This is a genomic window from Methylocystis sp. ATCC 49242 (genome assembly GCF_000188155.2).
Classification (GTDB): Bacteria; Pseudomonadota; Alphaproteobacteria; order Rhizobiales; family Beijerinckiaceae; genus Methylocystis.
In genome coordinates this window covers 4,049,967-4,062,693 of record NZ_KE124774.1, presented here as the reverse complement: position 1 = coordinate 4,062,693, position 12,727 = coordinate 4,049,967, and the positions used below count along the sequence as shown (strand labels likewise).

General features: G+C 64.5%; 11 protein-coding genes. 8 read left to right on the top strand and 3 right to left on the bottom strand.

What is annotated here, in order from left to right; all coding sequences use genetic code 11:
* The first annotated feature begins 1 nt into the window (after nucleotide 1).
* The 4 genes from MET49242_RS21910 to MET49242_RS21895 are packed head-to-tail and all read left to right on the top strand — an operon-like array spanning nucleotide 2 to nucleotide 3,949.
* Nucleotides 2-1,336, top strand: a complete 1,335-nt coding sequence (locus MET49242_RS21910) for a TldD/PmbA family protein (RefSeq protein WP_036286070.1) — start codon at nucleotides 2-4, stop codon at nucleotides 1,334-1,336.
* A gap of 50 nt (nucleotides 1,337-1,386) precedes the next feature.
* Nucleotides 1,387-2,385, top strand: coding sequence for an ABC transporter substrate-binding protein (locus tag MET49242_RS21905; RefSeq protein ID WP_036286068.1), 999 nt, complete (start codon nucleotides 1,387-1,389; stop codon nucleotides 2,383-2,385).
* Entirely contained in the window at nucleotides 2,382-3,146 is a 765-nt protein-coding gene (locus MET49242_RS21900; RefSeq protein ID WP_036286066.1) for an ABC transporter ATP-binding protein, read from the top strand. Before MET49242_RS21905 ends, MET49242_RS21900 begins: the two co-directional genes overlap by 4 nt.
* Nucleotides 3,143-3,949, top strand: a complete 807-nt coding sequence (locus MET49242_RS21895) for an ABC transporter permease (protein WP_036286064.1) — start codon at nucleotides 3,143-3,145, stop codon at nucleotides 3,947-3,949. The genes MET49242_RS21900 and MET49242_RS21895 overlap by 4 nt, the downstream gene beginning before the upstream one ends.
* A 5-nt stretch (nucleotides 3,950-3,954) precedes the next feature.
* Here the strand turns inward: MET49242_RS21895 and MET49242_RS21890 are convergent, their stop codons facing one another.
* Complete coding sequence (locus MET49242_RS21890) at nucleotides 3,955-5,271, bottom strand: murein L,D-transpeptidase (RefSeq protein WP_227965860.1); 1,317 nt, start codon at nucleotides 5,269-5,271, stop codon at nucleotides 3,955-3,957.
* A gap of 253 nt (nucleotides 5,272-5,524) precedes the next feature.
* Here MET49242_RS21890 and MET49242_RS21885 point away from each other — a divergent pair, with 253 nt between their 5' ends.
* Both MET49242_RS21885 and ychF read left to right on the top strand, forming a co-directional pair.
* Nucleotides 5,525-7,339: a di-heme-cytochrome C peroxidase gene (locus MET49242_RS21885; RefSeq protein WP_244430869.1), complete on the top strand. Its 1,815-nt coding sequence runs from the start codon at nucleotides 5,525-5,527 to the stop codon at nucleotides 7,337-7,339.
* Between the two features lie 137 nt (nucleotides 7,340-7,476).
* Complete coding sequence (gene ychF / locus MET49242_RS21880; protein ID WP_036286062.1) at nucleotides 7,477-8,574, top strand: redox-regulated ATPase YchF; 1,098 nt, start codon at nucleotides 7,477-7,479, stop codon at nucleotides 8,572-8,574.
* Nucleotides 8,575-8,586: 12 nt separating this feature from the next.
* Here ychF and MET49242_RS21875 read toward each other — a convergent pair whose 3' ends face one another.
* Both MET49242_RS21875 and phaR read right to left on the bottom strand, forming a co-directional pair.
* Nucleotides 8,587-9,618 carry a GGDEF domain-containing protein gene (locus MET49242_RS21875; RefSeq protein WP_036286060.1) on the bottom strand — a complete coding sequence of 344 codons (1,032 nt, stop codon included), beginning with the start codon at nucleotides 9,616-9,618 and terminating at the stop codon, nucleotides 8,587-8,589.
* A 179-nt stretch (nucleotides 9,619-9,797) separates the two neighbouring features.
* A complete protein-coding gene (gene phaR / locus MET49242_RS21870; protein WP_036286058.1) occupies nucleotides 9,798-10,421 on the bottom strand; it encodes a polyhydroxyalkanoate synthesis repressor PhaR in 624 nt (207 codons plus the stop codon).
* A gap of 250 nt (nucleotides 10,422-10,671) precedes the next feature.
* Here phaR and MET49242_RS21865 point away from each other — a divergent pair, with 250 nt between their 5' ends.
* Both MET49242_RS21865 and phbB read left to right on the top strand, forming a co-directional pair.
* Nucleotides 10,672-11,847, top strand: a complete 1,176-nt coding sequence (locus MET49242_RS21865) for an acetyl-CoA C-acetyltransferase (protein ID WP_036289156.1) — start codon at nucleotides 10,672-10,674, stop codon at nucleotides 11,845-11,847.
* A 106-nt stretch (nucleotides 11,848-11,953) separates the two neighbouring features.
* Nucleotides 11,954-12,679 carry an acetoacetyl-CoA reductase gene (gene phbB / locus MET49242_RS21860; protein WP_036286056.1) on the top strand — a complete coding sequence of 242 codons (726 nt, stop codon included), beginning with the start codon at nucleotides 11,954-11,956 and terminating at the stop codon, nucleotides 12,677-12,679.
* Nucleotides 12,680-12,727: the final 48 nt, after the last annotated feature.

Genomic DNA, 12,727 nt, shown 5'->3' with positions numbered 1-12,727 from the left:
CATGTTCCTCTCCGCCGACGACGCCAAAGCCATCGCCGAAAAGATTATCTCGCGCTCGGGCGCCGACGCCTGCGTCGTGAAGATCGACGGCGGCGAGGACCATAGCCTGCGCTTCGCGCGCGGCGGCGCCACGACCAACATCACAACCTCTGAAGCGAGCGTGCGAATTTCCTCGCATGTCGGCGGGCGCATCGGCTCGGTGACGACGGCGAGCCTCGACGACGACGCGCTCGAATCTGCGCGCGCGCGTTCGGAGGAAATCGCGCGCATGCTGCCGGTCGATCCCGACTATGTAGCGCCGCTCGGCCCGCAGGAATATGAGGCGTCCGCCCGCTACGACGACGCGGCGGGGGCGATGCGTCTCGACGCGCTGGCGGCGCAGGCGGCGCGCGTGATCGAGGAAGGCGCGCGCGCAGGCGTCGACACATTCGGCTGCGCGTCGAGCGCGAGGCGCTTCGAGGCGCTGGCGACGAGCGCCGGACTATTCGCCTATGAGCGCAGGAGCGAGATCGATCTTTCCGCAACCGCCCGCAACCGCGCCGACAGCTGGTCCGGCTGGGCGGGCGCGCATGAATTCTTCGCACAAAATCTCGACGCCGAAGAAATCGCGCGCCGCGCCTGCGACAAGGCCGCGCAAGACATCGAGCCCGTCGATCTCGAGCCCGGCGCCTACACCGTCATCCTCGAGCCCGTCGCCGCCGCCGAACTCGCCTTCTGGGTGATGAGCGCGATGGACGCGCGCGCAGCCGATGAAGGTCGCAGTTTCTATTCGCGTCCCGGCGGCGGCACGCTCGTCGGCGAAAGGCTCTTCGACGAAAAGCTTACGATCCGCATCGACCCCGCCGATCCGCTCGCGCCCGAATGCGGCGTCGGCTGGGAGGGCGTGCCGCATCGCGCCCGCGCCTTTGTCGACAAGGGCGTGCTGAAGACGCTCTATCGTTCGCGCGCATGGGCGCAGAAAACAGACGCCGAAGCCATTCCTTTCGGACGCAACTTCATCATCGAGGGCGGCGACGCCTCGATCGACGACATGATCCGCTCCGTGAAGCGCGGCGTGCTGGTGACTCGCATCTGGTACGACAATATCGTCGATCCGAGGAGCCTGCTCGTGACCGGCCTCACGCGCGACGGCAATTTCCTCATCGAGAACGGCCGCATCGTCGCGCCCGTGCGCAACATGCGATTCAACCAGCGGCTGGGCGAGCTCTTCGCGCGCATCGCGGCGCTCGGAAAAACCGAGCGCACGTGGCGGGCGGCGGGCGGCGGCGGGGCGGCGGCCGCGCCGCCGATGCTGGTCGAAGCCTTCAATTTCTCATCGAAATCGAGCGGCATCTGAAGCGCGCGCAAATTCGTGTATGATGCGGCGGTCAACTGGAGCGCTGCAGAATGCGTCTTGTCCGCCTCGCATCAATTTTCTTCACGGTTGTCATTGCGGCGCCCGCATCCGCGCTCGACAAGGTGAGCTTCGCCACCAACTGGCGCGCGCAGGCGGAGCACGGCGGCTTCTATCAGGCCGTCGTCGATGGAACCTACAAAAGCTACGGACTTGACGTAAACATTCAGCAGGGCGGTCCGCAAATAAATGCGCGACTGCTGCTCGCGGCGGGCCGCGTCGATTTCGCCATGGGCGCGAATACGATCCAGATGTTCGAGGCCGTGCAGCAGAAGGTACCGGTCGTCACCGTCGCCAGCATGTTCCAGATCGATCCCGTCATCTTCATGTCGCATCCCGGCGAGGGCCTCGATCGCTTCGAGGATCTGCCGAAGGCGACCGCCTTCGTCGCCAATGACATGCTCGTGTCGGTCTGGATATGGTTGAAGCAGGCGTATGGATTTCGCGACGACAAGGTGAAGCCGTACGGATTCAATTCGGCGCCATTCATTGCGGACAGGAAATCCATCCAGCAGGGCTTTCTTACTTCCGAGCCTTATGCGATCGAGCGGCAGGGCGGCTTCAAGCCGAATGTGTTCCTGCTTCCGGATTACGGCTACGACAGCTATTCCACGACGATCGAAGCGCGCGCCGACACGATCGCAAGGAACCCCGATCTCGTGCAGCGCTTCGTCGACGCCTCGATCATCGGCTGGTATAATTATATTTACGGCGACAACGCCGCCGCGAACGCCGTCATCAAGCGCGACAACCCCGAGATGACCGACGGACAGATCGCCTATTCGCTGGAGAAGATCAAAGAGCGCGGCATTGTCGACTCCGGCGACGCATTGACCCTCGGCGTCGGCGTGATGACGGATGCGCGCATGAAAAGCTTCTTCGACAAGATGGCGAAGGCCGGCGTCGTTCCCGACAACCTCGATTACAAGCGCGGCTACACGCTGCAGTTCATCGGCAAGAAAGTCGGCATGGATTTGCGGCCGAAGCAATGACAACCGCGCCCCTCGTCTCCCTCCATGGCGTCGCCAAGACCTTTCCAAATGGCGTCACGGCGCTCGCGGGCCTCGACCTCGATGTGCGCGAAGGCGAGACGCTGACGCTGCTCGGCCCCTCCGGCTGCGGAAAATCCACGGTGCTGCGGCTTATCGCAGGCCTCTCGCCGCCGAGCGCAGGCGCCATTTCATGGGCCGATCCAGAGGCGAGGAAGAACATCGGATTCGTTTTTCAGGAGCCCACGCTCCTGCCCTGGGCAAATGTCGCGGACAATGTCTATTTGCCGCTGCGCGTCGCGGGCGAGACGCGAGCCGGCGCGCAGCCGCGCATCGACAGGGTGCTGGAGCATGTCGGCCTCAGCGACTTCGCGCACGCCTTGCCGCGCGAACTCTCGGGCGGCATGAAGATGCGCTGCGCCATCGCGCGCGCGCTCGTCACGAGGCCCGCGCTGATATTGATGGACGAGCCTTTCGCGGCGCTCGATGAAGTGACGCGTTTCAAGCTCAACGACGACCTGCTGGCGCTCAAGCGCGATCTCGGCGCGACAATCGTCTTCGTGACCCATTCGGTGTTCGAGAGCGCCTATCTCTCGACGCGCATCATCGTGATGTCGAAGCCGCGCGGCGCGATCATGGAAGAAATCGAGATTGATCCGGCGCTGACGCGCGACCCGGAGTTCCGCATGAGCGAACGCTTCTCCGACATTTGCCGGCGCGCGTCGCGCGCGCTGCGCGACGCGATGGGAGAGAACTCTCGATGAGCCAGCAACGCTCGCTGACACGCCCGACGTCGTTACGCGACATCGTCGTTCCACTCGCCGTCTTCGCCGCCGCGCTCGGCGCATGGGAGTGGATCGTCGTCCATGAGAGCATCCCGCCCTATATCCTGCCGGCGCCGAGCGCGATTTTCGCAAAGCTGATCGAGGACCGCGAACTCCTCTTCTCATCGCTGTGGGTGACGCTCGGCGAGACGCTGAAGGCGCTCGTGATCGCCACCGTCTGCGGCGTGGCGCTCGCCCTGTTGCTGGCGCAGTCGAAATGGCTGGAGCGCGCCTTGCTTCCCTTCGCGATCGTGCTTCAGGTGACGCCGATCATCGCCATCGCGCCGCTGCTGCTCGTCTATCTCCAGCCAAGGACCGCGGTGCTGGTCTGCGCCTTTCTCGTCGCCTTCTTTCCGATACTGTCGAACACGTCGCTCGGCCTCGCCTCGGTCGATCACGGCTTGCGCGATCTCTTCGATCTGTATCGCGCCTCGCCCTGGCAGAAGCTCGTCTATCTGCGCCTGCCGGCGGCGCTGCCGCAATTTCTCACGGGGCTGCGCATCGGCGGCGGACTGTCGCTCATCGGCGCCATCGTCGCGGAGCTGGCGGCGGGCGCAGCGGGTCAGGGAACAGGCCTCGCCTTTCGGATTGTCGAGGCGGGTTTCCGTCTCGACATTCCGCGCATGTTCGCCGCGCTGGCGCTGATTTCGGTCACCGGGCTTGCGATATATGGCGCGCTCGCGGCGCTGTCATATTACCTGCTGCGCGGCTGGCACGAGAGCGCGCGGGAGCGCGGGGATTAGACGCCCTACTCCGCCGCCCCGCCCACCTCGTCCAGATGATAAACATCGTCGCGGAAATGCACGATGCCGTCCGCCGACGCCCAGCCGGTCATATAGACCCACACCACAGGCACCGGATGCGAGAGCCGCACTTCCTCGCGTTCGCCGGAGGCGATCTTCGCGTTGATCTGCTCCTTGCTCAGCTGCGGGCCGTTGGAGCCGTCGAGCAGCCAGGCGGCGAGATCGACGACGCCCTGCACGCGCACGCATCCATGCGACAGGAAGCGATAGTCGCTGGCGAAGAGATTGCGCGACGGCGTGTCGTGCATATAGACCGAATGCGGATTCGGCATGGAGATGCGGATCGAGCCCAGCGAATTATGCGCGCCCGAGTCCTGCCGCAGCGTGTAGTTCACCGCGCGCTCGCTCGCCCAGTTGATCGAACGCGGATCGACCTCTTCGCCTCGCCCGTTGAGCACGCGGATGCGCGAGCGCGTGAGATAGGACGGATCCTTCAGCATCTTCGGCGCGATCTCGTTTTTTATGATCGACGTCGGCACGGTCCATGTCGGATTGATGTTCACCGCGACGACCTTGGCCTGCACTTCCGGCGAATGATGCTCGGGATCGCCGACGATCGCGGCGTAACGGCGCACGACGCGGTCATTGTCCACCGCGTCCACGGCGGTCGAGGGAATATTCACGACGATGTAGCGCGGACCGAAAGGGAAATCGACGCCCGCGAGGCGCTGCGCGCTGGAGGCGAGCTGGCGGAAGCGGACGGTGGCGGGAACATCGAGCGCGCGCAGCGTGGCGCCGGCGACCACGCCGGTCTGCTTCAGCCCCATGCGAAACTGGAAGCGTTTCACCGCCTCCGTCAGCGCCGGATCCCAGCTCTGCTTGTTCGTATCCGTGACCGCGTCGTCCTCGGCCGCAAGGCGACGGCGAAGCGTCGAGACAGCCGGCCCCTTTGAGCCGGGACGCAGCGACACGCCGACCTTCGGCCAGCCGCCGAGATCGACGATCTGCGCATAACGCTCCGAGGCTTTCGAGGTCGTGAAGAAGGTTTCCGGCTGCAGCACCGGCGCCGGATCGTCGGAGAGCGCCGTCTCCCGCGGCGGCGCCGGCGGCTTCGGCCTGGGCTTCGGCTTTGGCGCGGCGACGGGCCCCGGGGCGGGGGCGGCTCCCGGCTCGGCGGCCGGAGCCGCAGGCGCAGCGGCCGGCGGCGGCGCCGGCTGGGCAGGCGCGGGAGCTGCGGCGGGCGCTGGCGCGGCGTCCTGCGCGAGAAGCGGCGTCGCGCAAATGAAAGCCGACGCGCCGAGTCCGACCAAGGCCGCGCTCACGAAACAGGAGCGCCTTGTGTGAGAATTTCCCGTCATCTCTTCGCCATCGTCATATCGTGGTTGCGTCCCGACTCGCGGTCGCACATTCGCCGTCCACAACGCCGCTTTTCGACCGCGCCGCGCCGCCGGTCAACTCAATTCGGGCTTGGCCGCAAGACGCAAGCGCATTGCACAAATTTTGACGAATTGCGAATGTGTCGGTTTTGTGCTCATTTGTAAGCAAGCAATTTTTTATTCTTTGGGAGGATGCACATTGGCGCGCACGTCGATTCCGACCTCTTTGACCATCACTCTCGGCGCCGCGGCGCTCATGATCTTTGCGCTCACGACGAATCTTTCAGCGCAGGTCGCCTACCTCAATCAGGGATGGACGCCGACTGAACGAAACGAATTCTACTCGCTCGATCAGGGCGCGAGAATCGTTCCGTTCGACTGGGTCAAGGCGCTGAAACATGCCGACGACGGGACGAGCTTCCTCGCCGACGGCTTCAGCCGCTACGGTTATTTGCCAAATCCCGCCAGTCCGACGGCCGGCCTGCCGGTCGGCTTTCTCTCCGCTCCCTACGAGAAAGAGAATTGGCTGAGCATGACCTGCTCTGCCTGCCACACCCGGCAGATCGAGATCGACGGCGTGGCGACGCGCATCGACGGCGGCCCCGCCCTCGTGGATTTTCAATCCCTGTTCGACGACCTCGACATGGCGTTCGACAAGGTTCTCCATGACGACGCTGATTTCGCCGCCTTCGCCGACGCGGCGCTCGGCGCCTCCAGCTCCGAGGCGGCGCGCAAGGAATTGAAGCAGCGCGTCGAGAAGTGGTTCGAGCCGTATCACACGATTTTCCAGCGCGCGCTGCACCCCCGCCCCGACGAAGAGGCCCGGCCGCTCGGTCTCGCCTGGGGCCTCGGTCGCGCCGATGCGGTGTCGATGATCTTCAACCGGGTCGCGGGTCTGGACATCGGGACTGCCCCGAATCACATGATTCCCGAGAACATCAAGCCCGCCGACGCGCCGGTGCGTTACCCCTTCGTCTGGAACGCCGCCAAGCAGTACATGACGCAATGGCCGGGCTTCGCCAAAAACGGCGACGATATTCTCGGCCTCGCCCGCAATGTCGGAGAGGTTTATGGCGTCTTCGGCATGTTCCAGCCCGAGAAGATACCGCTCGTCGACGACGTGAGATATCTGAAAGGATCCTCTCTCAATTTTCCGGGCCTCATGCGGCTCGAGACGCTGATCAAGAAACTCGAGCCTCCGAAATGGCCCGGGAAACTTGATCCGACGCTCGTCGAAGAAGGCGAAAAAATTTACCAAAAGGCGTGCGGCGCGAATTGTCACGAGATCGACACGAAGGTGAAGCCGCCGCGGCTGTGCAATCCCACCGATACCTGGAAGACCCCGGTTCAGGACGTCAAGACGGACGCCGCGGAATATCAGGTTCTCGGACGCACGGCGAAAACCGGCGTGCTCGAAGGCCAGCTGATTCCCTTGCCGCCCTTCACCAGGACGTTGAAGGCGGATAATGAGCCGATCATCAACATCCTCAGCACGGCCGTCGTTCAATCGATCCTTCGGGCGCCGCTGCATTTCAAGGATCCGTTCCTGTTCGATCCGATCGTGCAGGAATGCCTGAAAAACAGGTCCGCCGACCCGTCGGTGACGATCGACGCGCTGCGGGAGAACATCCTGCAGGTCATGAAGGAAAGTCTGCAGGCGCTTTATCGGGAACCCAAGACGCCGCCGCCCCCGCCGGCCTATGAGTCTCGTGTCATGAAGGGGATCTGGGCGGCGGCGCCCTACCTTCACAATGGCTCCGTGCCGACTCTTGCCGATCTCCTGAAACCGCCCGCGCAGCGGCCCGCGAGCTTCAAGGTCGGGACCGCCTATGACATGGAGAATGTGGGTCTCGCCAAAGGTCAGCCGAAGCTTAGCTTCGTCTACGAGACCACGGCGGAGTGCGGCGGAAGCAAACGCGACGCTTCCGGCAACAGCCGCTGCGGCCACGACTTCGGGACGAATCTCAAGGCGAAAGAAGTCAAGGCGCTTCTGGAATATCTGAAGAGCCTCTGAGCCGGGGCGGGGCGGCCGGCTGAGCCGGCCATCGCGAGAGGGGAGAGGGGGATGGCGACGCGCTGTCCCCCTTGCCTTTTGGCGCGCGGCCCCGCATACCGCGCCGCAACGAAGACTCTCACCTCAGCGGGACGGATATGGGATTCAAATGCGGCATCGTCGGTCTGCCGAACGTCGGCAAATCGACCCTCTTCAACGCGCTCACGCAGACGGCGGCGGCGCAGGCCGCGAACTATCCCTTCTGCACCATCGAGCCCAACGTCGGCGAAGTGGCCGTGCCCGATCCGCGCCTCGATGATCTGGCGCGCATCGCCGGCTCCAAGCAGATCATCCCGACCCGTCTCACCTTCGTCGACATCGCCGGCCTCGTGCGCGGCGCCTCCAAGGGCGAGGGCCTCGGCAATCAGTTCCTGGCCAATATTCGCGAATGCGACGCCATCGCCCATGTCGTGCGCTGCTTCGAGGACGGCGACGTGACCCATGTCGAAGGGGGCGTCGATCCCGAGCGCGACATCGAGACGATCGAGACCGAGCTGATGCTCGCCGATCTCGAAAGCCTCGAAAAGCGCGTCGTGGCCCTGGAAAAGAAGGCCAGGGGCGGCGACAAGGAGTCGAAGGAGCTCGTCGATCTGATGAACCGCTGCCTCGTGCTGCTGCGCGACGGCAAACCCGCGCGTCTGGCCAGGGTTTCTGAAGAGGAGCGCGCGGCCTTCAACGGACTCGGCCTGCTGTCGTCCAAGCCGGTGCTTTACGTCTGCAACGTCGAGGAGGCGTCGGCCGCCGAGGGCAATTCCAATTCCGCCAAGGTCGCCGCGCGCGCGGCCGAGGAAGGCGCGGCTTCCGTCGTGGTCTCGGCCAAGATCGAGAGCGAGATCGCGGTGCTGCCCGCCGAGGAGCAGAAGGATTATCTCGAGGCCGTCGGCCTGACCGAACCCGGCCTCAACCGCGTCATCCGCGCCGGCTACGACCTGCTGCATCTCATCACCTATTTCACCGTCGGCCCGAAGGAAGCGCGCGCCTGGACGATCGAAAAAGGCACGCGCGCGCCGCAGGCGGCGGGGGTCATCCATACGGATTTCGAAAAGGGCTTCATCCGCGCCGAAACCATCGCCTTCGACGATTATGTCGCCTACAAGGGCGAGGCGGGCGCGCGCGACGCCGGCAGGCTGCGGCTGGAAGGCAGGGACTACACGGTCGCCGACGGCGACGTGATGCATTTCAGGTTCAACACCTGAGACGGAGCGCGCTCAGAACAGCTCGACGTCCTGACCCACGGCTTTCCGCTTCTCGATGACGCCGTCGGCGATCAGCATCTCGTGCGAGCGCACCTGGTTGCGGCCGCGCTGCTTGGCGACGTAGAGCGCGGCGTCCGCCCGGCCGAAGGCGCTGGAGCCCGTGTCGCCCGGCAGCACGGTCGTATAGCCGATGCTCGCCGTGACCGGCCCGACCTGCGGGAAGCGGAAACCTTCGACTGTCGCGCGGAAATTTTCGAGCGCGGCCTGCGCCTCGAGCTTTGTCGCATTGTTGAGGATGACGAGGAACTCCTCGCCGCCGAAACGGAACAGCCTGTCGAGATCGTTGAAACATTCGCGCATCAGCCGTGCGAAAAGCACGAGCACCTCGTCCCCGAAAGGATGACCGAAATCGTCGTTGATGCGCTTGAAGAAGTCGATGTCGATCACGGCGAGGTGCGGAAAGCGCTCGCGGGTCGGGACGCGCTCGTCGACGCGCGGGGGGACGGCGTCGGAATATGACGCGATCTGACTGAAGTAGTCGTGGAATGTGCGCCGGTTGAAAAGGCCGGTGAGTTCGTCGCAATCGCCATAGTCGAGAACGCCGAGGTGATTGCTGTAAATTCGCAGCATGCCGACGATCAGACGCTCCTGATCCTCGCGCAAAGGCGATGAACGGAGTATTTCGAGCAGACGGATGACATTGCGGCCGTCCATCACCGGAAATACGTAGCGGACGTCGCCCTCGGCCGTCGCCGTTCGGCAGAGCGGCGTTCCGGCGTGAAAGCAATCATAGAGGTCCGGCCGGAACACCAGCGGCAGCAGCATGTTTGGATCGATCGGCGCCTCATCGACTTCCGGAGCGCCGCGCGCGACGAGATTGACGCGCTGTCGCAACCGCACCACTCCGGCGCGGTAGATGACTTTCCACAGTGTCAGCCGCGACGCCTGAATCAGCCCGAGCGTCACAGCAGCCAATGTCGCCTCGAGCGCGTCCCTGTCGCGCAGGTCCGTCAGTTCGGCGACCGAGTCGATCAGATGGCCCATAACGTCTTTCGAGGTCTCGCAAGGCGCGAAAGCTCCAGCGGAGCTTTTCGCGCTTTGCGAGTATAAAACGATGATTTCTCTCAAAAAGGGTATTAATGGCTAAACCGTTGCCGTTGGGTTAAGCCGCTGCGAAGAATCGACGCCAACGGGCGTCGGCGGCCGGATGAAACCGGGCGAAATCAGCCCTGCTTCGAGAGATTGTCGATGCGCTTGTTGAGTTCGTCCAGCTGGCGCTTCAGCTCCTCGACGTCGCCCTGCCCGGCGCCCGCCGGCTTCCCTTCGTGCTCATCCAGCGAAGGGGCGGTGGTCCCGACATTTTCCGTCGGCACGCCGAAGGGATTGAACATGGTCAACGCCTGGCGAAACACCGCCATATTCTTGCGCGCCTGCTCCTCGAGCGACTGGAAGGCGGCGCGCGTCGGCTCGGCGAAAGGCCCGGCGCCGAGCGCCGAGGTGAACTGATCGCGGAATTTCTGCTGTTCCTTGGTCAGCTTGTCGATCGAGAATTCGAGATAGCTCGGCACCAGCATCTGCATGGAGTCGCCGTAGAAGCGGATCAGCTGGCGCAGGAAGGCGATCGGCAGCAGGCTCTGGCCCTCCTTGCCCTCCTGCTCGAAAATGATCTGCGTCAGGACCGGCCGGGTGATGTCCTCGCCGCTCTTGGCGTCGCAGACCACAAAATCCTCGCCACGCTTAACCATGGCGGCGAGATCTTCGAGGGTGACGTAAGTGCTTGTTCCCGTGTCATAGAGACGACGGTTGGCGTATTTCTTGATAACAGTCGGTTTCTTTTCGGTCGCCATACGCCTGACACGCTCCCCTCACCGCGTCGCCCGCCGCTCAAAAAAGCGCCAAGCCCGCTTGAGGTCGACGATAAGCGCAAATTGGCGCCTGCGGCAATATTTTCGTATCCAATGCCTTTCGCTCGCCGCCAATTCCGTGCAAAACGGGCCGCGGCTTGACGAACGCAAGCGCGAAATGCTCAACACCTCCAGCCCCGGACGGGCGCAGCGCCGGCCGGAGGGCTCGACTATTTCATTGAGGGAGATCGACATGACGACCGATATCGTGATCGTTTCCGCGGCGCGCACCGCCGTCGGATCGTTCAACGGAGCCTTTGGCGGGGTTCCGGCCCACGAACTCGGCGCTGTCGCTATCAAGGCCGCTCTCGAGCGCGCGAAGGTCGAGCCGGGTTCGGTCGACGAGGTCATCCTCGGCCAGGTGCTGACCGCCGCCCAGGGCCAGAACCCTGCCCGCCAGGCCGCCATCAAGGCCGGCATCCCGGACAGCAAGACCGCTTTCGGCGTCAATCAGGTCTGCGGCTCGGGCCTGCGCGCCGTTGCACTCGCCGCCCAGCAGATCCAGTCGGGCGACGCCACGATCATCGTCGCCGGCGGCCAGGAGTCGATGTCGCTCTCCAACCACGCCGCGCAGCTGCGCACCGGCACCAAGATGGGCGACGTTAAGTTCGTCGACACCATGATCGTCGACGGCCTCACCGACGCCTTCAACAACTACCACATGGGCGTCACGGCCGAGAACGTCGCCAGGCAGTGGCAGATCACCCGCGAGCAGCAGGACGCCTTCGCCGTCGCCTCGCAGAACAAGGCCGAAGCCGCCCAGAAGGCCGGCAAGTTCAAGGACGAGATCGTTCCCTATGTCATCTCGACCAAGAAGGGCGACGTGACCGTCGACGCCGACGAATACATCAAGCACGGCGTGACGATGGAGGGCGTCTCCAAGCTCCGTCCGGCCTTCGCCAAGGACGGCACGGTGACGGCGGCGAACGCCTCGGGCATCAATGACGGCGGCGCGGCCCTCGTCGTGATGAGCGCGGCGGAAGCGGCCAAGCGCGGCCTCACGCCGCTCGCCCGCATCGCCTCCTGGGCGACGGCCGGCGTCGATCCGACGGTGATGGGCTCGGGCCCGATCCCGGCCTCGCGCAAGGCGCTCGAGAAGGCGGGCTGGAAGGTCGCCGACCTCGACCTCGTCGAGGCCAATGAGGCCTTCGCGGCGCAGGCCCTCGCGGTCAACAAGGACATGGGCTGGGATCCGGCGATCGTGAACGTCAATGGCGGCGCCATCGCCATCGGCCATCCGATCGGCGCCTCCGGCGCGCGCGTGCTGACGACGCTGCTGCACGAAATGGCTCGCCGCGGCTCCAAGAAGGGCCTCGCCACGCTCTGCATCGGCGGCGGCATGGGCATCGCGCTGACGGTGGAGCGCTGAGGCGTCCAGCCTCACGGCACAAACCGGTCGTTCGACAAAATCCGGCGCCGCGCGAAAACCACGCGCGGCGCGCATTCGTTTCAATGAGAAGGAAAGGAGACATATCGTGGCTAGAACAGCAGTTGTGACGGGCGGCACGCGCGGCATCGGCGAGGCGATTTCCAAGGCTCTCAAGGCCGCCGGCTACAATGTCGCCGCGACCTACGCCGGCAACGACGAAGCCGCCAACAAGTTCAAGGCGGAGACGGGCATTCCGGTTTATAAATTCGACGTTTCCGATTACGACGCCTGCGCCGCCGGCATCGCGGCCATCGAGAAGGATCTCGGCCCGGTCGAAATTCTCGTCAACAACGCCGGCATCACCAAGGATCGCCTGTTCCACAAGATGGAGCTCGCGCAGTGGCAGGCGGTGATCAACACCAACCTGAACTCGCTGTTCAACGTCACCCGCCCGGTCATCAACGGCATGCGCGACCGCGGCTTCGGCCGCATCATCGTGATCTCGTCGATCAACGGCCAGAAGGGCCAGGCCGGCCAGACCAACTACTCCGCCTCCAAGGCCGGCGACATCGGCTTCGTGAAGGCGCTGGCGCAGGAGAGCGCGTCCAAGGGCATCACCGTCAACGCCATCGCGCCCGGCTATATCGCCACCGAGATGGTGAAGGCCGTTCCGCAGGACGTGCTCGACAAGCACATCATCCCCTACATCGCCGTTGGCCGCCTCGGCGAGCCGGAGGAGATCGCCCGCGCCGTGGTGTTCCTGGCCTCGGACGACGCCGGCTTCATCACCGGCTCGACGCTGACCATCAACGGCGGCCAGTATCTGACCTAGCATCGGTTGATCGGAAGATCGCTTCGCGCCGGCGCCCGCAAGGTCGCC